Source organism: Achromobacter sp. KK8 (genome assembly GCF_054188005.1).
In genome coordinates this window covers 4,724,562-4,746,998 of record NZ_CM135178.1, presented here as the reverse complement: position 1 = coordinate 4,746,998, position 22,437 = coordinate 4,724,562, and the positions used below count along the sequence as shown (strand labels likewise).

The 22,437-nt window shown below is 66.9% G+C and carries 20 protein-coding genes; 13 read left to right on the top strand and 7 right to left on the bottom strand.

From position 1 onward, the window contains the following. Window positions 1-46: 46 nt before the first annotated feature. The 9 genes from ACVN9Z_RS22020 to ACVN9Z_RS21980 all read left to right on the top strand — a co-directional run bounded on the left by ACVN9Z_RS22020 (window position 47) and on the right by ACVN9Z_RS21980 (window position 9,314). Window positions 47-1,291, top strand: a complete 1,245-nt coding sequence (locus ACVN9Z_RS22020) for an aminotransferase class I/II-fold pyridoxal phosphate-dependent enzyme (RefSeq protein ID WP_150100455.1) — start codon at window positions 47-49, stop codon at window positions 1,289-1,291. Next, the gene (locus tag ACVN9Z_RS22015) at window positions 1,288-2,025 is read left to right on the top strand and encodes an amino acid ABC transporter permease (protein ID WP_053499380.1); all 738 of its coding nucleotides are present in this window, start codon (window positions 1,288-1,290) and stop codon (window positions 2,023-2,025) included. Before ACVN9Z_RS22020 ends, ACVN9Z_RS22015 begins: the two co-directional genes overlap by 4 nt. Then, window positions 2,015-2,833 carry an amino acid ABC transporter permease gene (locus ACVN9Z_RS22010; protein ID WP_006385367.1) on the top strand — a complete coding sequence of 273 codons (819 nt, stop codon included), beginning with the start codon at window positions 2,015-2,017 and terminating at the stop codon, window positions 2,831-2,833. The genes ACVN9Z_RS22015 and ACVN9Z_RS22010 overlap by 11 nt, the downstream gene beginning before the upstream one ends. Beyond that, window positions 2,820-3,668 (top strand): amino acid ABC transporter ATP-binding protein, encoded by an 849-nt coding sequence (locus ACVN9Z_RS22005; RefSeq protein ID WP_054517814.1) that lies wholly within the window; start codon window positions 2,820-2,822, stop codon window positions 3,666-3,668. Before ACVN9Z_RS22010 ends, ACVN9Z_RS22005 begins: the two co-directional genes overlap by 14 nt. A gap of 26 nt (window positions 3,669-3,694) precedes the next feature. Further along, window positions 3,695-4,321: a cysteine dioxygenase gene (locus ACVN9Z_RS22000; protein WP_458212628.1), complete on the top strand. Its 627-nt coding sequence runs from the start codon at window positions 3,695-3,697 to the stop codon at window positions 4,319-4,321. Continuing rightward, a complete protein-coding gene (gene metC / locus ACVN9Z_RS21995) occupies window positions 4,318-5,523 on the top strand; it encodes a cystathionine beta-lyase (protein WP_458212627.1) in 1,206 nt (401 codons plus the stop codon). The genes ACVN9Z_RS22000 and metC overlap by 4 nt, the downstream gene beginning before the upstream one ends. Window positions 5,524-5,645: 122 nt before the next feature. Then, complete coding sequence (locus ACVN9Z_RS21990) at window positions 5,646-5,993, top strand: VOC family protein (protein ID WP_006385371.1); 348 nt, start codon at window positions 5,646-5,648, stop codon at window positions 5,991-5,993. Between the two features lie 13 nt (window positions 5,994-6,006). Beyond that, a complete protein-coding gene (locus ACVN9Z_RS21985; protein WP_006385372.1) occupies window positions 6,007-6,936 on the top strand; it encodes a CysB family HTH-type transcriptional regulator in 930 nt (309 codons plus the stop codon). A gap of 170 nt (window positions 6,937-7,106) precedes the next feature. After that, window positions 7,107-9,314 carry a rhodanese-like domain-containing protein gene (locus ACVN9Z_RS21980; RefSeq protein WP_458212626.1) on the top strand — a complete coding sequence of 736 codons (2,208 nt, stop codon included), beginning with the start codon at window positions 7,107-7,109 and terminating at the stop codon, window positions 9,312-9,314. A gap of 221 nt (window positions 9,315-9,535) precedes the next feature. Here ACVN9Z_RS21980 and ACVN9Z_RS21975 read toward each other — a convergent pair whose 3' ends face one another. Next, entirely contained in the window at window positions 9,536-10,690 is a 1,155-nt protein-coding gene (locus ACVN9Z_RS21975) for a hypothetical protein (protein ID WP_437263177.1), read from the bottom strand. Window positions 10,691-10,715: 25 nt separating this feature from the next. Beyond that, window positions 10,716-11,906 (bottom strand): hypothetical protein, encoded by a 1,191-nt coding sequence (locus tag ACVN9Z_RS21970; RefSeq protein WP_458212625.1) that lies wholly within the window; start codon window positions 11,904-11,906, stop codon window positions 10,716-10,718. 179 nt (window positions 11,907-12,085) lie between these two features. On the opposite strand from ACVN9Z_RS21970, the gene ACVN9Z_RS21965 reads away from it, so the two are divergent. The 3 genes from ACVN9Z_RS21965 to ACVN9Z_RS21955 all read left to right on the top strand — a co-directional run bounded on the left by ACVN9Z_RS21965 (window position 12,086) and on the right by ACVN9Z_RS21955 (window position 16,054). After that, on the top strand, window positions 12,086-13,360 hold the full coding sequence (locus tag ACVN9Z_RS21965) for a hypothetical protein (RefSeq protein ID WP_458212624.1): 1,275 nt from the start codon (window positions 12,086-12,088) through the stop codon (window positions 13,358-13,360). Between the two features lie 16 nt (window positions 13,361-13,376). Beyond that, window positions 13,377-14,561: a TolB-like translocation protein gene (locus ACVN9Z_RS21960; RefSeq protein WP_155865946.1), complete on the top strand. Its 1,185-nt coding sequence runs from the start codon at window positions 13,377-13,379 to the stop codon at window positions 14,559-14,561. A 248-nt stretch (window positions 14,562-14,809) separates the two neighbouring features. Beyond that, a complete protein-coding gene (locus tag ACVN9Z_RS21955) occupies window positions 14,810-16,054 on the top strand; it encodes a hypothetical protein (RefSeq protein WP_458212623.1) in 1,245 nt (414 codons plus the stop codon). Window positions 16,055-16,073: 19 nt separating this feature from the next. On the opposite strand, the gene ACVN9Z_RS21950 is transcribed toward ACVN9Z_RS21955, so the two are convergent. The 5 genes from ACVN9Z_RS21950 to ACVN9Z_RS21930 form a co-directional block, all read right to left on the bottom strand. Further along, window positions 16,074-16,562: a GlcG/HbpS family heme-binding protein gene (locus tag ACVN9Z_RS21950; RefSeq protein WP_458212622.1), complete on the bottom strand. Its 489-nt coding sequence runs from the start codon at window positions 16,560-16,562 to the stop codon at window positions 16,074-16,076. A gap of 122 nt (window positions 16,563-16,684) precedes the next feature. Next, window positions 16,685-17,299: a response regulator transcription factor gene (locus ACVN9Z_RS21945; RefSeq protein ID WP_020927790.1), complete on the bottom strand. Its 615-nt coding sequence runs from the start codon at window positions 17,297-17,299 to the stop codon at window positions 16,685-16,687. Next, window positions 17,296-18,735, bottom strand: a complete 1,440-nt coding sequence (locus tag ACVN9Z_RS21940; protein WP_458212621.1) for a sensor histidine kinase — start codon at window positions 18,733-18,735, stop codon at window positions 17,296-17,298. The genes ACVN9Z_RS21945 and ACVN9Z_RS21940 overlap by 4 nt, the downstream gene beginning before the upstream one ends. A gap of 68 nt (window positions 18,736-18,803) precedes the next feature. Continuing rightward, complete coding sequence (locus tag ACVN9Z_RS21935; RefSeq protein WP_020927788.1) at window positions 18,804-19,970, bottom strand: HPP family protein; 1,167 nt, start codon at window positions 19,968-19,970, stop codon at window positions 18,804-18,806. Between the two features lie 106 nt (window positions 19,971-20,076). Next, a complete protein-coding gene (locus tag ACVN9Z_RS21930; protein WP_006385383.1) occupies window positions 20,077-20,529 on the bottom strand; it encodes a MarR family winged helix-turn-helix transcriptional regulator in 453 nt (150 codons plus the stop codon). 97 nt (window positions 20,530-20,626) lie between these two features. On the opposite strand from ACVN9Z_RS21930, the gene ACVN9Z_RS21925 reads away from it, so the two are divergent. Beyond that, window positions 20,627-22,411, top strand: a complete 1,785-nt coding sequence (locus ACVN9Z_RS21925; protein ID WP_458212620.1) for a chloride channel protein — start codon at window positions 20,627-20,629, stop codon at window positions 22,409-22,411. Window positions 22,412-22,437 lie beyond the last annotated feature (26 nt).

The following is a 22,437-nucleotide window of genomic DNA, read 5'->3' as shown; positions in this document are numbered from 1 at the left end:
ACACGCTCGATCCCCTGAACCTGATGAATCCCGGAAAGGTCCTGTCATGACTGAATCCCTGTTTCCCGGCGTGTTCGCGCGCCGCGTCCGCGGCGTGGAACTGTCGCCGATTGCCGCGGCCGGCGCGCGCGCCGCGCGGCTGGCGGCCGAGGGCCGCTCGATCGTGGCGCTGACCTCGGGCGAGCCCGACTTCGACACGCCCCAGGCCATCAAGGACGCCGCCGCGCTGGCGCTGGCGCAAGGCCAGACCAAGTACACGCCGACGGCCGGCACCGCCCCGCTGCGGCGTGCCGTGGCCGATGGCTACCGCCAGCGTCACGGCCTGCCGACCGAGTCGGCCAACGTCATCATTTCCAACGGCGGCAAGCAGGTGATCTACCTGGCTCTGGCCGCCACGCTCGACGAGGGCGACGAGGTGATCGTGCCGACGCCGTACTGGCCCACCTTCCTGGATTCGGTGCGAGTCAACGGCGGCACGCCGGTGCTGGCGCCGACCGCCCAGGCCGATGGCTTCAAGCTCACGCCGCAGGGCCTGCGCCAGGCGCTGACGCCGCGCACCAAGTGGCTGATCCTGAATTCGCCCGGCAATCCGTCAGGCGCGGTCTACAGCGAGGCCGAACTGGCGGCGTTGGCCGCGGTGCTGCGCGAACATCCGTCGGTGCTGGTGCTGTGGGACGAGATGTACGAACAGATCTGGTTCGACGAGGCGCCCGCGCACCTGCTGCGCGCCGCGCCGGACCTGGCGGGGCGCACGCTGGCGGTCAACGGCGTGTCCAAGGCCTACGCCATGACCGGCTGGCGCATCGGCTGGGGCGTGGGGCCGGCGGCGCTGATCGGCGTGCTGGAGGCGGTGCAGTCGCAGGTGTCATCGGGCCCCAGTTCGCTGGGCCAGGCCGCCGCGCTGGTGGCGTTGCAGGGCGTGGCCGATGACTTCGTCGAGAACGCGCGCCTGGCCTATGCGCGCCGGGCGCGCGTGATCGTCGACGGCCTGCGCGCGGTGCCGGGCCTGAGCGTGGCGGCGCCGCGCGGCTCGTTCTTCGCCTGGATCGGGGTGGCCGGCCTGATCGGCCAGGTCAGGCCCGATCGCGCCGTCATCGCCGACGATGGCGACGTGGCCGACTGGCTGCTGGAGGCCGAGGGCGTGGCGGTGGTGCGGGGCGCGGCCTATGGCTTGTCGCCGTACCTGCGGCTGTCGTTCGCCGCCTCGGACGCCAAGGTGGCGGAGGCCGTCGCGCGCATCGCCCGCGCGGTCGCGGCGCTGCGGCCGGCGGCGCTGGAGGCGGCCGCATGATCGAACAGGCATTGCAGGCCTGGGTGCATTTCTTCAAGCCCCTGGGCCTGAACTACGGCTTCGTGCTGGATCCGGGCGAGTTGTCCGCCTTCGGCCACGGTCTGCTGGTGACGCTGCAATTGTGCGCCTGGACTATTCCCGTCAGCCTGCTGTTCGGCGTGCTGATCGCGGCCGGGCTCACCAGCGGCCGGCCCTGGCTGGCGCGGCCGCTGCAGGCCTTCGTCGAACTGACCCGCAATACGCCGACGCTGGTGCAGCTGTATTGCGCCTTCCTGGTGCTGAACATGCTGATCACGCAGAAGCTGGGCGGCGGCAGCCCGATCACGCCGTTCATGTGGGTGGTGATCGTGGTGGCGCTGCACAAGGGCGTGTTCCATGCCGAGGCGCTGCGCGCCGGCATCGAGGCGGTGCCGGCGGTGACGCTGGAGGCGGCGCGTTCGCTGGCCTTCTCGCGCCGCCAGATCCTGGCGCAGGTGCAGCTGCCGCTGGCGCTGCGCTTCGCGCTGCCGGCGCTGGTCAACAATCTGGTGGACCTGGTGAAGATGACCGCGATCGCCTCGGCCATTGCGGTGGGCGACGTGACCTACGAGTCCATCATGATCTGGTCGCACCGCGACAACGTGCTGGAACTGCTGCTGCTGATCCTGCTGTATTTCGGCCTGCTGACCTGGCTGGTGAGTGTCGCCGGACGCTGGCTCGAAGCGCGCCTGAGGATGCCTGGCTATGGCCAATGAACTGGTATTGAATGCGGCCGCGGCGCGCCGGGCGGGTGGCGGATGGCTGGCATGGCTGCGCGATCCGTGGGTGGTGCTGCTGCTGGCCCTGGTGATCCTGGGCGTCGCCTGGGCGCTGACCGATACCGCCCCGCCCGCGGTGCGGCACCTGTGGCACTGGTCGCCGGCGCTGCTGCGCGGGCTGGGCATGAACGTGCAGATCAGCGTGCTGGCGATGGCGCTGGGCACGGCGCTGGGGTTGGTGGTGGGCGCGCTGTCGCTGTCGCCGTCCAGGCCGCTGCGGCGCCTGACGCGCGCCTATGTGCTGGCGTTCCGCAACGCGCCGATCCTGGTGCTGGTGTATTTCACCACCTACGTGTTCCCGTTCGAGCTGAACCTGGGCGGCTGGAACCTGCCGTTCCCGGACTGGATCAAGGTGGTGATCGGGCTGGGCCTGCCGGCCAGCGCCAATGTCGCCGAGATCTTCCGCGGCGCCATCCAGTCGATCCCCGAAGCCCAGTGGGAGGCGGCGCAATCGCTGGCGTTCCGGCGCGCGCAGATCTTCCGCATGATCGTGCTGCCGCAGTGCGTGCGGCGCATGCTGCCGTCGTGGATGAACCTGTACGCCAGCATCACCATGAGTACCTCGCTGGCCTCGCTGGTCGGCGTGCACGACCTGGTCGACACGGCCACGGTGGCCAGCAACACGGTGGCGCGCAGCGACTTCACCGTGCTGGTCTATTTCACGCTATTGGCGCTGTTCTTCGCCTATTGCTATCCCATCGCGCGCTGGACGCGCCATCTGGAACGACGCTATGCGCATCATTGACAACGGCGCCCGCGCCGCCGGGCTCCCGCTGGTCAGCCTGCGGGACGTGCACCTGGCCTTCGGGCAGACCGAGGTGCTCAAGGGGATCGACGTCGAGGTCCGTCCGGGCCAGGCTGTCTCCATCATCGGCCCATCGGGCTCGGGCAAGTCCACCATCCTGCGCTGCATCACCGGCCTGCTGCGGCCGCAGCGCGGCGCGATCGAGGTCGGCGGCGTGCGCGTCGATGCGCTCAAGACCGAGTCCGAGCTGATCGCCCTGCGCAAGCGCGTGGGCTTCGTGTTCCAGCAATACAACCTGTTCCCGCACCTGAGCGTGCTGGAGAACCTGGTGATCTCGCCCATCAAGGTCAACGGCCAGCCGCGTGCCCAGGCCCAGGCGCTGGCGCGCGAGCTGCTGGCCAAGGTGCGCATGGACCACAAGGAAAACGCCTATCCGGGCGAACTGTCCGGCGGCCAGCAACAGCGCGTGGCCATTGCCCGCGCGCTCGCCCTGCGGCCCGAACTGATCCTGTTCGACGAAGTGACCTCGGCGCTGGACCCGGAAATGGTGGGCGAAGTGCTGACCGTGATCCGCGACCTGGTGCAGGACGGCCTGACCTGCGTGCTGGTGACGCACGAAATGCGCTTCGCCCAGGAGGTGAGCGACACGGTGTACTTCACCGAGGCCGGCCGCATCGTCGAGCACGGGCCGCCGGCCCGCATCTTCGGCCGGCCCGACAGCGAGCGCACCCGCGCCTTCCTGCAACGCGCCTCGGCCGAGCCGCCGGTGCGGCGCGCCCAGGCCGATCCGATCGACGCCTACCTGACCTTTGACCCGCTGCGTCTTGCAGTGTGACGCTTTTCCGAACCTCCGGAGCCGATATGACCGCCGCTAATTCCGTTACCCTTGAACGCCGCCAGCGCGTGCAGGACACCCTGGCCGACATTCGCGGCCTGCTGGCCGCCGCGCCGCTGACCCGCGACCTGCTGGCACAGATCACCGGCCGCCTCGAACAGCTGGCGCAGCAGCGCGCGCTGTTTCCCGCCGCCGAGTTCCCGCCGCCGGCGCCGGGGCAGGGCGTGGGCGCTTCGACCCGCTACCGCCTCAATCCCGACGCCGCCGCGGGCGAACCGGCGCTTTACCTGAACTCGATCAACCCCGGCAAGACCACCTTGCCGCACAATCACACCACCTGGGCGGTGATCGTGGCGCTGTCGGGCCAGGAACTGAACCGCGTCTACCGTCGCAGCGACGATGGTTCGCGGCCCGGCCGCGCGACCCTGGAACAGGTGCGCGAGGTGGTGGTGCAGCCGGGGCAACCGGTGTCGTTCCTGCCGGACGACATCCACAGCATCCATGTCACCGGCGACGAGCCGACGCTGCATTTCCACCTTTACGGCCAGCCGCTGGAAACGTTATCGGGCCGCATCGGCATCGACCTGGCCACCGTCGAGATCGTCAACTACAACGCCACCCAGATGAAGCCCGGCCAGGAGCAGCGCGCATGAGCCTCGACCACGCCCGTGTCCAGACCCGGCTGGTGCATGCCGGCAGCCCCGACCTGAAGCAGGGCGCCGGCCCGGTCAACGTGCCGGTGGTGCGCACCAGCACCGTGCGCTTTGCCGACACCGCCACCCATGCCGCGCTGAACGCGCAGCGCGCCGCCGGCGAGCGCGTCGCCACCTATGGCCGCCATGGACTGGACACGCACCAGGCGCTGGAAGCGGCGGTCGCGTCGCTGGAAGGCGGCCACCGCAGCATCCTGGCGCCGTCCGGCCTGTCGGCCATCGTGCTGGTGCTGCTGGCCACCCTGGCGCCGGGCGAGCATGCGCTGGTGTCCGACAGCGTCTATTCGCCGGTGCGGCGCGTCGACAAGGCGCTGCTGCAGCGCTACGGCATCGAGGTCGAATACTTCTCGCCCGGCCGCGACGATCTGGCTGAACGCTTCCGCCCCAACACGCGGCTGCTGTACCTGGAGTCGCCCAGCTCGCTGCTGTTCGAGGTGCTGGACCTGCCGGCGCTGGCCGCCCAGGCGCGCAGCCGCGGCGTGCTGGTGGCCACCGACAACACCTGGAGCGGCGGCCTTTACTACCAGCCGCTGGCGCTGGGCGCCAACATCTCGATCCAGGCCGCCACCAAGTACCTGGCCGGCCATTCCGACGTGATGATGGGCGTGGTCACGGTCGACAGCCCCGAGCTGGCGCGGCAGGTCGGCGCCACCTACGACGCGCTCGGCTTGGCGGTGGGCGCGGACGATGCCTACCTGACGCTGCGCGGCCTGCGCACGCTGGACGTGCGGCTGGCGCGCCACCACCAGAACGCGCTGAGCGTGGCCGAATACCTGTCGCGCCATGGCGATGTGGAACGGGTCTTTTACCCGGCGTTGCCGCAGGATCCAGGCCACGCGCTGTGGCGGCGCGATTTCAGCGGCGCCAGCGGCCTGGTGTCGTTCGCATTGCGGGCCGAGCAGCCGGGCGCGGCGGCGCGCTTCATCGACGCGCTGCGCCATTTCTCCATCGGCGCGTCCTGGGGCGGCTACGAAAGCCTGGCGCTGGAAGCGGCGCCGGAAAGGCTGGCCGAGCACAGCGTGTGGCAGGGCGGCCATGAAGTGGTGCGGCTGCACATCGGCCTGGAGCATCCGCTGGACCTGGTCGAGGACCTCGACCGGGCCTTCGGCGCGGTCCGCGACGGCCTGCGCCGCAGCGCCTGACGCATATGCAAATGACCACATTTCCTTAGGGATTCTGATTATGTAGAAGCAATTACAACGTCTTTTTCCGGTTGGACCTTCGGGGTCTAGAATTTGCCTTGTTCCAAGGTTGGCGGCAGGGCATGTCCTCTATTTCTTCGATCGGATCGGTACAGCTTTCCTTCGCGGCGCGGCAGCTGGATGCCGTGCGCGAGTTCTACCGCGGCACCCTCGGGCTGGATGAAATGCCGGTCCCGGAGGGGCGCCTGCTGTTCGCGCTGGGCGACGCGACCCTGTCGCTGTCGCCGGTGGCCGAGGTCAGCCGCGAGCTCAGGGCCGACTACCTGGCCATCCGCACCCGCGCCTACGACGATATCCTGCTGCGGCTGCGCGACGCCGGCTTTCACCCGGTCTGTTCGCTGCCCGACGCCTCGCCGCGCGTCATGTACGTCAAGGACCCCAGCGGCAATCAACTGGCATTTCTCGGCTAGGCGGCGGCATCCCATGAACTTCCAGCAACTGCGTTCCGTGCGCGAGGCCGTGCGCCGCGATTTCAACCTGACCGATGTGTCCGAAAGCCTGCATACCTCGCAGCCCGGCGTCAGCCGCCAGATCCGCGAGCTGGAGGAGGAGGTCGGCGTCGACATCTTCGTGCGCTCGGGCAAGCGCCTGATCGGCCTGACGCCGCCGGGCGAGCAGATCCTGCCGCTGGTCGAGCAGATCCTGCAATGCGCCGACAACATCCGTCATGCCGGCGCTGAGTACGCCGACAGCCGCAAGGGCGTGCTGTCGATCGCGGCCACGCATTCGCAGGCGCGCTACGCCTTGCCGCCGGTGATCAAGGAATTCCGCCAGCGCTATCCCGAGGTGGTGCTGCACCTGCACCAGGGCTCGCCCAAGCAGGTCTCCGAGATGTTGCTGGAAGGCGAGGCCGATATCGGCGTGGCGACCGAGGCGGTGGCCGACTATCCCGGCCTGCTGAACCTGCCGTGCTACCGCTGGAGCCACAGCATCATCGTGCCCAAGGGCCATCCGCTCGCCGCGATGGACGGCGGCATCAGCCTGTCGCAGCTGTCGCGCTATCCCATCATCACCTACGGGCGCGGCTACACCGGCCGCGCCCACATCGACGAGGCCTTCGCCCGCGCCGGCATCACGCCCGACATCGTCATGACCGCGATGGACGCCGACGTCATCAAGACCTATGTCGAGCTGGAACTGGGCGTGGGCATCGTGGCCGCGGTGGCCTGGGACGCCGAGCGCGATACGCGGCTGTGCGCCATCGACGCGCGCCACCTGTTCGAGATCAACCTGACGCGCCTGGCGATCCGCCGCGGGGCGTGGCTGCGCGGGTATGCCTTCCACTTCATCGAGATGTTCGTGCCGACATTGACGCGCGCGGTGGTGGACCAGGCGCTCAAGGGCGAAGCCTGAGACCAGGCGCGGCTGCGTGGCCTGCGCGCCTGGCGCGATGCCGCGCCGTGCCGGCCGGCGGGCATGCGCGCATCGCCGCCCGCATAACCATAGACGCATTTCTACGTTGTCCGAGCCCGATCGCGGACGTAGGCTGATCCGGTTCTTCAACCCCAGGAATGCCGGATCCCATGAGCACCCATCCCCACGCGGCCGCAGCCGCTTTCCGCCACGATACCGAACGGGCCCGCGCCGTGCGCGACTTCATCGCGCAGGTCAAGGCGCTGGTGCCGGACCCCGCGCGCGCCACGCCCGAACAACTGGCGCCGGTGGCCCGCCTGCTCGAAGCGCTCGGACGCCGCGCGGAATTGTTTCCCGCCGAGGCCTTTGCCGTCGTGCCCGGACGGCCCACCTCGATCTACCGCCTGGCCGAGGACGCCGACGGCGGCTACGCGTTGTACCTGTCGCTGGGCGAGCCCGGCAAGGCGCAGCCGCCGCACGACCACACCACCTGGGCCATCATCGCCGGCGTGGCGGGCAACGAGCGCAACGAGGTCTATGCGCGCAGTGCCGGCAATGAGCCGGGGCGCGACGTGCTGACCCACGTACGGCGGGTGGACGTGGCGGTGGGCGATTCCATCGTGCTGGGACCGGCCGACGTGCACACCATCGAACTGGTGGGCGACGCGCCCGGCGCGCACCTGCATTTCTACGGCCTGGCGCTCGACCGCCTGCACGGCCGCGTGGTGTTCGAGAGCACCGCCGGCGGCGCCTATCGCACCTTTTCGCCGCCCGCCGCGATCTACCATGCGCGCCTGTCGCCCGCCGGGTTGCAGGAGGCTTTGCGCGGCGAGGCCGAGATCGCCGTGCTGGACGTGCGCGAAGCAGGCCGCTACGCCCGCCGCCATCTGCTGTACGCGGTGCCGGCGCCGCTGTGGCGCCTGGAGGTGCTGGCCGACCGCCTGGTGCCGCGCCGCGACACCCGCATCGTGCTGGTGGACGACGACGAGACCCTGGCGCACCAGGCCGCCGCCAAGCTGACGCGCCTGGGCTGGACCGACATCTCGGTGCTGGCCGGCGGCACCGACGGCTGGGAGCGGGAAGGGCGCGAACTGTTCTCTGGCACCAACGTGCCCAGCAAGGCGTTCGGCGAAGTCATCGAACACGAAAAGCACACGCCGTGGATCGACGTCGACGAACTGCACGAGCGGGTCGCGCGCGGCGACGACATCGTGGTGGTCGACAGCCGCACGCCGGAGGAATTCCACAACTTCACGCTGCCGTTCTCGCACAGCCTGCCGGGCGCCGAGTTGGTCTACCGCATCCGCGAACTGGCGCCGGATCCCAGCACCTTCGTGGTGGTGAACTGCGCCGGCCGCACGCGCAGCATTGTCGGCGCGCAGACGCTGATCGACGCCGGCATCCCCAACCGGGTGGCGTCGCTGCGCAACGGCACCATGGAATGGCTGCTGTCCGGCCGCGAGCTGGCCTATGGCCGCCAGGCGGCGCTGCCCGAACCGTCGGCCGACAGCGCCGCCGCCGCGCGCGAGCAGGCGCGCGGCGTGGCGCAGCGTGCCGGCATCGGCCATATCGACGCGGCCACGTTGCGCGCCTTCGAGGCCGAGCAGGGCACGCGCACGCTGTACAAGTTCGACGTGCGCACCCGCGAGGAATACGAGACCGGCCACCTGCCGGGCTGGCGCTGGGCCCCTGGCGGCCAGCTGGTGCAGGCCACCGACGAGTACCTGGCCACCCGCCGCGCGCGCGTGGTGCTGGCCGACTGGGACGGCGTGCGCGCCCAGACCACCGGCGCCTGGCTGGCGCAACTGGGCGCGGTCGAGGTCTACCTGTACCAGCCGCCGGCGCTGGTGCCGTTGGAACGCGGCGCCGAACCGCGGCGGGTGCTGCGGCACCGGCCCGACGTGCCGGCGCTGCGGCCGCAGGCCTTGCAGGCGGCTATCGACGCGGGTTCGGCGGAGGTCTTCGACATCGAATCGCGCTTGGCCTACGAGCGCGGCCACGTGCCGGGCGCGCGCTACGCCGCGCCGGATCGCCTGCATGAGTTCCTGCCGGCCGACACGCAGCGCACGATCGTGCTGACCTCGCCCGACGGCGTGCTTGCCGCCGTGGCGGCGGCCGAACTGGCCTGGCGCACCGGCCGCCCGGTGCGCTACCTGCTGGGCGGCACCCGCGCCTGGCAGGCGCAGGGCCTGCCGCTGGCGCAAGGCGCCGATGGCGTGCTGACGGGCGACGACGACCAGAGCATCAGTCCGTACCTGTTCGACGATCTCTCGGCGCGCGACCAGGGCTTTCGCGACTACCTCGATTGGGAATTGGGGTTGGTCGCGCAGCTGGAGCGGGATGGCAGCGAGGATATCCGGCTGATTGCGGCGGCTTGAAGCCGACTCGACCACCTGTTTTCACGTTATCACGAGATATACGCGGGCAGCGAAATCTATCGGATACATCGGAGGAGTGAAGTGGCGCCGACGCCGAATGTGTTCAGCGGAATAAGCATGCCCGGACGCCATATCAGGTTGCGAAAAGCGAATCGCTTAGTTGCGCCATGACACTGTACTGCCCGTGCTCGCCGGATATCTTGATCGCAAGGGGATTTGTATCAGAGAAGGCTATCGCAAAAATCTGCCATATATTTGTCCAAGCCCGGTCTGTCACAATAGAACGAATCCCATGTTGCATTGATCCACTCGTCCACGGGGTCCCCCTCGACCACGATAGACGGCGATGGCGACCCCATCAAGTCACCTGGACCCACGGGTTCTACTACCGTGGCAAAATAGTGGGGACTGGAGGCGTCGCCCCACGGATCCATCGCCTCTGTCGGAAAATCAGGGCCATCCACCAGGCCGAAGTCCCCCGGAAATATTGGCCATTCATCTCCGACCCACGGCGCGATACTATCGGCCGAAGCGGGAGGCATTTTGTCCGTAAACTCGGACGGCGGCAGAGCGTCAGCAGCCCAGGGTGGCATCGTGACTGGGGCGGATGCTCCAACTTGCACGAATACTGAACCATCTTCGAGGGTTGTAGTTATCGTTTCGCTCCCAGCAATGGCCGCCCCGTCGTGCAGAGAAGTAATGCTGTGGATCGCTGGATGAGCATCCTTGTAGTAAGTAACGGACATGCCCTGCCGGTTGGTTCCGGCGAGGGTCAGAGTGAACAACACATACGACATGGACTCGACATTTCCCTCACGATCAAGGCCCGTCACATTGCCGTGATAACTTGAACCACTCATGGTCGTCCCGAACCGATCTGTGTAGATAAGGCCGTCGATACCTCCGAATCCCATTTCGATGGATGCCATCAGCTCGCCAAATGCGCTCTTCACCAATTGGTAGCCAAGGGCGGGAAGATCGAAATTCCAGATTTTTTCGGCGAAGGCGAAGACCATGAACTTGCTATAGGTCCGCTCAACCTCTGGCAGACTTTCCTGTTCCAGCTGAGAGAGCTTCGTCAAAAGATCGACGTCGGCCTTGAGCTTTTGCATGGCTTCATCCGGCCGGCCTTTGGCATCAAAATAGGCCAGATCGTGATCCTTGCACATCGCATCCAGCGGGCTGTCCTCCGTGATTCCATCGACTCCCGGGCGTTTGAGCACGGCTCCTCGAACAAGCTCGTCCCGACTCAGTTCTCCACCGCGCTGCCCCGCCGACCAATCGGGTCCGCACCAGTTGCCATATATAGGAACAAGACTGGCCAGCTCATCCCAATGCGGGTTGAGCAGCCTGATGTCGCCGTATTCGGAAGCCATCTTCGTTCACTCCAATCGTCAAGAACTACGGTTTCACTTCGCTATTGCCCAATGCAGATGAAGCTGCCACGGGGATGATCTCCGCATCTGCCCACGGGGGCAGGCGGATGGCGGACCATGTTGCGGTAGCGATATCCAGCAGAGCCATTCCTCCGAGCCTGTTGCCCCGCGTGGAGGGCTGATCCATGTAGATAGCCGCGATATAGTCGCCGTCGGGCGCGCATAGCAATTCGCGAGGCTCAAATACCGACCCTGAATTCCCATGCATTAACTGCCACCCTTGCCGCACGCCTTGCGAGGACAGGCGGATCACACTCAATCCATGGCGACGCGTTTGTCCCTGGAGGCAAAGATGGCCAGCCCGGTCCTGGGACGGCAGTTCGGCATGCAAGATTCCATCAAAGGCACATGGGACCGGCACCCTGTCGTCTCCACGTCTCATTCGATAAATCTCGCTACGCCCATAGCGATCGTGGTAATCGGTGAAGAGCCCGGACGGGCCGTAGGACTGGAAGAGAATTTCGTCGTCCGAAACGTATTGCGCCTGTCCCCCTTCGACAAACTTGAACAAACCCGAGAAAGGGCGTTCCGTGCCGCGCGAGAGGTCAAACTCCCACAGATCGAACTCCAGAAGGCGCACGCGCCGACCTGGTGGCAACAGGCGCGCACTGCGCCAGAATGCGATCCTCGTCTCGTCCAGAGACATGAAGGGGGATAACTTGTTTCCTCGCGCCGCCGGAATGGTCGCCAGCACACCGCCTTCGCTGGGCATCAGCGCAATTTCAGATTCATCCAGCGAGCGGCGCTCCTCGTCTTCGGAGTCACCGGGAATCTTCCGACGAGACATTACGATGTAGCGCCCTTGCGGCGAATAGTGCGCGTACGTGTAGCGAAAGCCTTCAGGCAATCCGTAGCGATACAAACGGCCTGTCTTCAACTGGTAACGCATCACGTCACAGCGCTGATGAATCCGCTCAACGCACTCGACGAACAACCAGTCGCTGCCATTCGGATGAATGCTCAGCGAACGGATCTCACGGCCGCCATTGGGCGGCGAGAAGCGCGTCTGCGCGGTGGGCGTCGCCACCTCGGCCGCGGCCCTCGCTTTCACTTCGGTAGTCGAGGGTGGTGAGGCGAGGAAAGACCACCACAATGGCAAGACGCAAGCCGCCGTCAAAGCCGCGGCGAAGGTCCACCCTCGATTTCGTTTCATCATTGCGTCCGCTTGCCTTCAGACGCCCGCAGGACAGCGGGACGATGCCCAACAACGTATATCGATCGTCAAGGTGACGGAAGCGCCGATTCGGCTAAAGCGGACCAACCTCCGTCAAGCCGCCGTTGTCGTCGACGGGCGCCCGAACTCACGCGAGGCGCTATTAATAGGAATTGTTCCTATTGTGGCCGTTCGAGTCTGGAGTTGTAGCGGGCATCGAGATACGTTGCCGAGGATTGTTCCGCCGCTTTGGCGGGCTTCTGACCTGTGCGAAGACGATGACGAAGCGACATCGAGCGTGGATTTTCGCGGCAGGCGCGACGGTGGTCTGCGTGCTGCCCCCTGTGGTGGTCGCTCTGGACTTCGGCTTCCCTGGGCGCGCACGAGAAAAAGACACCTCTCGTGATGACGGACACACCGACCCCGCGCACGCCGTTCTCGCCGCCGAACGGGGCAGGGACATCCGCTCCCTGAGTGTGCATCCGAACGGCGTGGATTGGCTGTTTGTCGAGTGCGCCCAAAGCGGCGACAACCGTTGCGACGTCATGCGTTACCAACTCGATTCCGGCCGGCTGTATCGCTACGCGCTGCCGCCCGCCTATTCCTATACCTATGCGCGCTATTCGCCCAAAGGCAACTACATGGTGATGTCGCGCAGGCCTGTCTATGGAGAGACCGAAGAGAACCTGCGCCGTTCGCTCAATGACAGCGAGATCGTGTTGATGCGCCCGGATGGCCGTGCGCTGGAGGTCATCCCGACAGCACTCGGCAACAAACTGTGGCCGTTCATGTCTCTGGACGAGACGCGCATCGCGTACTGGAGAGTTGCTCGTCTGGTGCCGCCTGGCAAGCGCATACGTCTGTTCGATTTCGATATCTGGGAATTTGATCGGCGCGGCATGGCCGAACGGCCCTTTGCCAGCGTCTTCCATTTTGTCGATGGCGGCCAGGCGCAATACATATCGGACGATGAGATCTTGTTTGAATCCTATGGGCCGATAGATCATTTTTCGGAATACCACCGTCGATATGACGGCAATGAAATCTACCGAGTGCGGCGGGAAGCCGACAAGGTGCCGACTCCGGATGTGTTCGACGGCATGGAACATATCAGGATGCCTTCCATGGATCGCGCAGGCAGTCTGTACCTGTGGGGGCAGACGCCTGGTTACGGGCTGACGGTCATCCGTATTGCGGCTGACGGTCAGCGCAGTGGATGGCTGCAAGAAGGAGCCGTTGGACCATCGTTCGAGCCAAGGCAATTGGTCTGCGATCCGAACGGTAGATACGTCGCGGCCATCTACCGGGATCATCCCATACGTTTTGGTGCAGGAGCAGGGGGACTCGCCATGCTCGACATCGTTGCCAACAAATGGTCCGCAGTGCCGTTGCCGCAACGGCAGGAAGCGGAGGAGATTTCTGTCGCGGCCTCCAGGGAAAGTGACGCGGCGTTGTGAGTTCGCGGGAGCGACGATGAAAGGAAATCGCGTTTGGATTTTCGTGACAGCCCTGGCGTTGGTTTGCGTGGCGCCGCTGTGGTGGTCGATCTTGATATTGGTTCCTTCGGTTGCCAACCAGAAAAAAGCACCCGCCGCTGTGGTGGAAACGCCGACCACGCGGACACCGTTCTCGCCACCCAATGCTGGCAGGGATATCCGCTCCCTGAGTGTGCATCCAAACGGGGTGGATTGGCTGTTTGTCGAATGCGCCCAAAGCGGCGACAACCGCTGCGACGTCATGCGTTACCAACTCGATTCCGGCCGGCTGTATCGCTACGCGCTGCCGCCCGCTTATTCCTATACCTATGCGCGCTATTCGCCCAAAGGCAATTTCATTGTGATGTCGCGCATGCCCGTCTATGGAGATACCGAAGACGAGCTGCGCCGTTCGCTTCATGACCTGCAAATCGTACTGATGCGCGTGGACGGCAGCGCCTTCGAGGTTGTGCCGGTTGCGCCGGGCAATAAATTGTCGCCGTTCATGTCTCCCGACGAGTCGCGGATCGCATTCTGGCGCAGCGAGCGCCTGGTTCCTCCGGGCCGGCGAGTGCGGCTGCTGGAGTTCGATATCTGGGAGTTCGACCGGCGCGGCATGCATGAACAGCCGTTCGCGGGCATCTTCAAATTTGTGGAAGGTGGCCAGGCGCAGTACATCTCGGACGATGAAATCCTGCTCGAATCCTTTGGTCCGTCCGGCCTGTTTTCACGCTATCACGAGATATACGCGGGCAGCGCAATCTACCGGATGCGTCGGGGGAATGAGGTGGTGCCGATCCCCGTTGTGTTCGACGGAATAGAACATATCAGGATGCCTTCCATGGATCGCGCGGGAAATCTCTGCCTCTGGGGGCAGACGCCGCGCTATGGACTCACCGTCATCCGGATTTCCGCGGACGGGCGGCGCCAAGCCTGGCAAGAGGGGCCATCGCAGCTCGGGCCATCGTTCGAACCTCGGGAAATGGTTTGCGATCAGGCAGGAAAGCACATCGTGTCGATCTATAGGGATCATCCTGTACGCCCGGGCGGCGGAACAGGGGGCATGGCCATGCTCGACATCGCAACTGATACATGGTCCACGCTTCCGCTTCCCTCAGCGTGGGAAGCGGAAGAAATCCCGGTCATTGTCTCGCGCGAAGAGATACGTCGTGCTGGGCATTGATCCTTCCAGACAGAGGAAACGCAATGGCATCCAATGACGGCAGTATTAGATTTCAAGATACGAGTTCGAATCCGACCAGCTGGCTTCCGGTATACGGACGATGGTGCGGGCCGGATTGGTCCGCGGGGGAACGAGGTACAACGAAGAGTGTGGCCGAGCTTGGTAACGAACCTGTTTTCCGGCGTATAGGTCCCGCAGGAGGGCTGGAGGTCGACAGTCCATTGGATTGGCTTTGCAAGCAGCATGACTTGGCCTATCTCAAAGCCGAGAGAAAGCCAGGCCTGGAGGCAATGCAGAAACTCACCGCGGATATTGATTTGCTCGGAAAAGTTGCCGCGCTCGACGAAACTCTGCTCACGAAAAGCGAGAAAACCTACAGCAAGCTGATGGCGCTCGCTTTCGCCGAGAAAATCTTCAGCGTCGATGTCCCCGCTCTTGGATACGAGGTGGTCGTGACGGCGATGAAGGATCTGATGCTATCGCTCCATGGCCTCTTCGAAAAAATTGAGGGTCTCTCCTATATGGATCAGTTCGGCGCCATGATGTGGGGAGCGGTCGATGAAGGAGACCTCCACGGCGGGTTCGGTGATCAGGAATTCTGGGATATCCCGTTCACACGGTTCACGCTGACCGCGACCGATACGGCGGGGCGCAGTGCGCTAATTTCGTATTACGCGGATCCGTATCGGCAAGCTCACGGTATCGCTGCTGTTGTCGCTGGCGAAATAGTCGAAGGATCGGCCCGAACGATAACAATCTATGACGATGGCTTTGTCACTGCGCAAGCCGGTGTGCAGGACCCTGTCGTGCTGGCGGAGCCAGTGACCATGGCCTGGCCTGGGCTGTATCTCGACGATTTTCAGGTCTTCCCTGACGTGATCCCTGTCAGATCGCCCGCGGCGACATCGGAGCCTCCCGCAAGCGATCCGGATGTGGCGAATATGCCGATACCTTCGATCATCGACGTCGGGCCGATAACCTTATATCCATTGCCGTCGGTCCCTTTACCTTCGTTACCCGAACCAACCGCTCCTCCTGAGGGGCAATCGGCGCCGCCCGACAGAACTGATGGCGGTCCGTTTTACGCGGTGTTGGTAGACCCCCCGTTTCCTGACGACGGAACGGGTTTGAAGGGGCCGCCACCGCCACCCATTGTGGTCTACGGCAGCCCCAGCAATGACTGGTTCAACGCGACTTGGGACCTGTTCCAATGCGATAGCCCCGACTTTTTCACGAAGAGTTTCTGCGATGGCCTGCTGCGTGACGCTAATCCCTTGGCGACTGATCGGGCCGCCGACCTTCGGATAGGGCAGGACCTCGATCAGCTCGTTGCAGCCGATGCGCACCGGATGGAGATACAGGCGCAGCAAGACAAGCAATCCAGCGCGCCGCAATCCGATACGGACAATGCGTGGCCGTTCGACGGAAGCTGGGCGCTCGCGGACGCGAGTTGCGCCGTGGTGGGCAATAACGTCGATGATGTCGGCTGGTGATCCGGCGCGCGCGCACCGCTTACTTGAACAACGCCGCGTTCTCTTCCAGCACCATGTCCGCGCATTGCGCGTCCAGGTTGCCGCCCGGCGCGCCGGCCACGCCGATGGCGCCGATGACGTTGTTGCCGGCCTTGATGGGCACGCCGCCGCCCAGCAGCAGGTAGCCGGGGATGTCGGTCAGGTTGGCGGCGCCGGGGTTCTTCTGCGCGTTCTCCATGATGGCCAGGGTCGGCGCCTTGGCGGAGGCCGAGGTGAAGGCCTTGGCGCGGCTGGCTTCGATGGTGTGCGGGCCGGCGTTGTCGGCGCGCACGAAGGCTTTGAGCAGGCCGGCGCGGTCGACCACCGAGGCGCTGACGTTGTAGCCCTTGGCCTGGCAGGCGGCGACGGCGGCGCTGGCCAGCTTCTGGGCGTCGGCGGTCGAGATATTGCTTTCGGTGAGCACGGCGGCTTGGGCGGCGCCGCTGACGGCGAGCGTGGCAACCAGGGCGGCGAGCGGGTGGCGGGTCATGGTCTGCGTCCTTTTTTCGTGTGGGGATCAGGAGCAGTCAGTGTGGCCAAAAGGGCGGCGGCGCGGTATACGCCCGATTACCCACGCGCCTCCGTAGCGCTACGGAGGCGGCGGGGCGGGCTTCAGTCCAGCAGCGTGGCGTACTGGCGGATCAGCTGCGCCAGCGAGTCGGCTTCGAGCTTGGCGAAGACGTTGGCGCGATAGGTTTCGACGGTACGCGGCGACAGGTCGAACTCGCGCGCGATTTCCTTGTTGCTCATGCCCTGCACGATGCGCTCGAGCACTGCGTGCTCGCGCGTCGACAGGCGCGCCAGGCGGTCGGCGGCGGCCTGGGTCACGGCCAGCCGCTCGCGGCGGGCGATGTGGCCGCGCACAGCGGCCTGCACGGCGTCCAGGAACACGTCGTCGTCCACCGGCTTTTGCAGGAATTCCATGGCGCCACCCTTGAAGGCGCGGCGGCACAGGTCGACATTGGCGTGGCCGGTCAGCATCACCACCGGCAGGTCGGACGTATCGGCCAGCCGCGCCAGCACGTCGAGCCCGCTGATGCCGGGCATGCGGATGTCCAGCACCACGCAGCCGATGGCCTGCGGCGCCAGCTGCGCCAGGAATTGCTGCGGGTCGGCATGGCTTTCGCTGCGCAGGCCGACGGTGCGCAGCAGCAGCGCCAGCGCGTCGCGCACGGCGTCGTCGTCATCGACCAGGTAGACCAGCGGCGATTGGGCGGACAGGTTCATGCGGCGTCTCCGGCCAGCGGCAGCGCCAGGGTGAAGCAGGCGCCCGCGGGTTGCAGGTTGCGCGCCGCGAGGCGGCCGTCCATGGCGCCGGCCAGCGTTTCGCAAAGCGCCAGGCCCAGTCCCATGCCCTGGGCGCGGGTGGTGTAGAACGGCGTGAACAGCCGGGGCAAGGCGTCGACGGCGATGCCGGGGCCGTTGTCGCTGACGCTGAAGACGTAGGTGGCGCCGTCGGCGCGGCCTTCGAGCGCGATGTGGCGGGCGCCGGAGGCGCTGGCCAGCGCGTCGGCGGCATTCTGCACCAGGTTGTGCAGGATCTGTTCCAGCGCCACCCGGTCGGCCAGCGGCCGGGCCTGGGGACTGGCGTTGCGCCAGCTCAGCTGGATGCCCTGGCGCGCCAGCTCGGGTTCACGCAGGAAACGCAGCGAGGCCACCAGCGCGTCCGGGTCCAGCGCTTCGCGCCGGCCCGGCGCGCTGGGCTGCACCAGGGCGCGCATGCGAGTGATGATGTCGGCGGCGCGCTTGGCCTGTTCGGCGCTGGCCAGCAAGGCGCGGCGCACCGTGGGGCGTTCCTCGTCGTCGTCCAGCAGGCGTTGCGCGGCGCGCGTCTGCGCCAGGATCGCGGTCAGTGGCTGGTTCAGCTCGTGGGCGATGCCGGCCGCCATTTCGCCCAGGGTACTCAGGCGCGCCATCGCGGCCACGCGCGCCTGCTCCTGCTGGCGCCTGGCCTCGGCGCGCGAGCGTCGGCTGGCCGCCACGCCCGCCACCAGCAGCGCGCTGGTCAGGGCCCACAGCAGCCACGGCAGCCAGGGCCAGGTGGCCGGCGTCAGCGTGCGCGCGCTGTGCAGCATGAAAGGCTGGCTGGCCGCGCCCAGCGGTTTGGCCAGCGCCAGCGGCCAGCCGGACGGGGCGGGTTCGGGCTGGCGTTGCAGCAACGCCAGCGGCTGCGGGCCGATGGCAAGCGTCAGGTTGGCCAGGCCGGCGGGAAAGTCGGCCGCGGCGAGCAGGTCGCGCGCGTCCACCAGCAGGCTCCAGCTGGATGGCGACACCAGCCAGTAGCGGGCGGCGTCCAGCGGCAACGTGACGGGGCGGCCCAGGCCGCGGGCCTGCGCCACGGCGGCGCGCAGGCCGGGCGGCTCCGGGGCGCTGCCGGCCCAGGCGCCGTCCGGCAGGTAGCCGAGCGCGCGCAATTGCGGCATGGCCGGACGCAGGCTGGGAAACAGCCGTTCGGGCGCGGGCGGATGCGACAGCGCGGCCAGCGTGGCCAGCACGGCTTCGTGCTGCACGGTCTTCTGGCTCAGCATGCGTTGCGCCACGCTGGTGTCCTGGAAAAAACGGTCGTACTGGTCGACGTAGTGCTGGCGGCCGATCCAGAGGGCGCCAAGGCAGAACAGGACCAGCCAGTAGAGGAGGGCGCGGTGGCGCAAGGGGGGCTTCACGCTGGAATTATGCCCTGCGGGCCGCCCGCCCCGGAATCCGTAGGGCTACGGAGGCGGGCGCCGCCGCTTCAAGCGGCCAGGCGGTCGCTGTCGTCGGTGTCGGGCGCGGTCTGGGAAGCGGCCGACAGCGCCATCTGGTGCAGCGCGGCCACCAGGTCGGATTGGGTCACCAGGCCGACCAGCACGCGGTCCTCGCCCAGCACCGGCACGCAGTGCAGGCTGTCGGACATGGGGCGGGCCAGTTCGATCGCGGGCAGGTCGGGGTGGGCGAACGGCACTTCCGAGCGCATGCAGTCGGCCACCAGCAGGTCGGCGGGCGCGCCGCCGGCCGCGGCCACCTGGGCCGGCCGGCTCTTGCGCGCCAGCACGTCGCCCTGGGCCAGCATGCCGGCGTAGTGGCCGGCGGAATCAAGCACTGGCAGCCATTGCAGCCGGTGCTTGTCGAACAGGCGCACGGCGTAGTCCAGCGGATCCTGCTGCTGCACCGAGACCACGTCGCGCGACATGATGTCGGCGCAGCGCACGTCGCCAAAGCGGCGGCGGCTGGCGCGCAACTCGGCCGCCAGCACGATTTCCTCGAGGTCTTCCTTGCTGATGTCGAGCAGCTCGCCGCGCTGCGCCAGGGCCTGGTCGAGATCGGCGCGCGAGAAACCGAGCCGCGCGCTGGGCGCCGGATCGCGGGTCTGGTGATTGGTGGCCGGTTCGGCGTGGCGGCGCGGGTAGTTGCGCTTGAGCAGACCGTTGAAGACCACGGCGATGCTGAGCAGGATGGCGGAATTCAAGGCCACCGGCCACAACGCGAAGCCATAGCCCAGCGCCGCCACCTGCGGTCCGCCCAGCACCGCGGTCAGGGCCACGGCGCCGCTGGGCGGGTGCAGGCAGCGCAGCCAGAACATGGTGGCGATCGCCAACGCGGCGGCGGTAGCCGCGGCCACGCCGGGGTCGGCGATCGATTGGGCGCAGAACACGCCGATCAGGGCCGAGACGAAATTGCCCGCCATGATCGACCAGGGCTGGGCCAGCGGGCTGGCGGGCGCGGCGAACAGCAGCACGGCGGAAGCGCCCATGGGTGCGATGAACCACGGATTGGCGCTGCCCAGCGCATGGTGTCCGACCCATTCGGTGCAGAACAGCCCGACCAGCGCGCCTACCGCGCCATAGAGCTTCTCGCGTGTATTGACGCCGACCGGCGCTGGCGCGAACGCACCCAGCCAGCGCTTGATTGCCACACCCAAAACCTTCTCCTCGCCGTTCCAGATATATCGGGGGACGACAATTTATCACGCGGCGCGCCGGGCGGCGGCATGAGCTTATGCCTGCAAGTGATAAGAAACGCGGGAATCAGCGGTCGGCGGGATCGTCGCCGATGCGCGCCAGCAGCCGTGTCAGCAGCGGGCGCATGGCGCGCAATTCTTCCAGGTGGGAAGCCGACAGGCTGGCCAGGATGCGCTCGGCCTTGTCGGTCAGCACCACTTCGACGCGGCGGCCATCGGCGGCATCGGGTTCGCGGCTGACCAGGTCGAGCCGCTCCAGCCGGTTGACCAGTTCGGCGGCGGTGTGCGGTCGCACCAGCAGGCGTTCGGCGATCTCGCCCACGTACAGGCCGCGTCGGCCAGGCGCGCCGGGGCGGCTGCCCTTGATGGCCAGCAGCGCCTGGTGCTGCTGCGGCATCAGTTCAAGGCCGGCGGCGGCGTTTTCGCTGAAGGCGGCGAACTTGCGCAGCGCGTAGCGGAAATCGGCCAGCAGTTCGTAGTCCGAGGCGGAGGGCAGGGCGGGGGGCTTGGAACGTTTCACGGGCCGATTCTAATATATGTCGTGATACGATATATTTGATCTTTCGCAAATCTCCCTCCCGCCCGGCTTGCCGTTTTCTTCCCTTTCCCCTCGAATCATGCCTCCCGTTTCTTCTTCCGCCCGCGCCTTGCGGCTGGGCGACTTCACCACCGACAAACGTGTCGTGCTGCTGATGGCGCTGGCCGTGCCGACCGGCCTGGCCAGCGTGGCCGCGGCCTGGGCCCTGCTGCGCCTGATCGCGCTGTGCACCAACCTGGCCTACCACGGCCTGTTTTCGTTCGCCGACCTGCCCATCACCACCGGCCGGCTCGGGCCGGCGTCGGTGCTGATTCCCGTCGTCGGCTGCCTCATCATCGGCCTGATGGCCCGCTATGGATCCGAGAAGATCCGCGGCCACGGCATTCCCGAGGCGATGGAAGCCATCCTGATAGGCAAGAGCCGCATCGCGCCCAAGGTCGCGGTGCTCAAGCCGGTGTCGTCGGCCATTTCCATCGGCACCGGCGGCCCGTTCGGCGCCGAGGGGCCCATCATCATGACCGGCGGCGCCATCGGCTCGCTGCTGGCGCAGACCATCCACTTGAATGATGGCGAGCGCAAGACGCTGCTGGTGGCGGGCGCGGCCGCGGGCATGACGGCGATCTTCGCCACGCCGCTGGCCGCGGTGCTGCTGGCGGTGGAGCTGCTGCTGTTCGAATGGAAGCCGCGCAGCTTCCTGCCCGTGGCCACCGCCGCGCTGGTGGCCGCCGCCGCGCGCGCCTTCGTGCTGGATGCCGGGCCGGTCTTCAGCTACGCCGGCGCCATGTCGTTCACGCCGTGGCACTTGCTGGCGTGCGCCGCCGTGGGGGTGTTGGCGGGGCTGGGCTCGGGCGTGCTGACGTCGCTGGTGTACGCGGCCGAGGACCTGTTCGAGAAACTGCCGCTGCACTGGATGTGGTGGCCGGCCCTGGGCGGCCTGGCCATCGGCATCGGCGGCCTGATCGACCCGGCCGCGCTGGGCGTGGGCTATGACAACATCCGCCACCTGCTGGCCGGCGACCTGGCGCTGCAGGCGGTGTTGCTGCTGCTGGTGGTGAAAGTGGCGATCTGGTCGATCGCGCTGGGTTCGGGCACCTCGGGCGGGGTGCTGGCGCCCTTGCTGATCTTCGGCGGCGCCCTGGGCGCGTTGGCCACGCCGTGGCTGCCGCAGGCGGCGCCGGGCTTCTGGGCGCTGGTGGGCATGGCAGCGATGATGGGCGGCACCATGCGCGCGCCGCTGACGGCCACGCTGTTCGCGGTCGAGCTGACCGGCAACCTGGGCGCGTTGCTGCCGGTGCTGGCCGCCTGCGTGTTCGCCTACGGCGTCACGGTATTGCTGCTGCGCCGTTCCATCCTGACCGAGAAAATCGCGCGCCGCGGCCACCACATCAGCCGCGAATACCGGGTCGATCCGTTCGACCTGCTGCGCGCCAGCCAGGTCATGACCACGCCGGTGCAGACCCTGCCGGACGCCTTGACGGTGGCGCAGGCGATCGCGCATTTCACGACCGCGCAGCCGGTGCACACGAGCTATCCCGTCATCGATGCCGAGGGCGTGGCGGTGGGCGAGGTGACCCGCGCAGACAGCCTGGCCTGGGCGCTGGAGCCGGCGCGGCAAGAGCAGACCCTGGCGCAGGCGCTGCAAGGGCGCGAACTGGTCTACGGTTATCCCGAGGAACTGGCCAGCCAAATTGCCGACCGCATGGCGCTGTCCGGCGCCAGCCGCGTGCCGATCCTGGAGCGCGGCACCGGCCGGGTGTTGGGCATCGTCGGCCGCAAGGACCTGTTCCGCAGCCGCGCCCGGCGCCTGCGCGAGGAAAGCGAGCGCGCGGCATTCCTGCGGCGGGCGCCATCTTCCGGAGCCTGATGCGCCTGGCTCGCCAGCGGCCACTG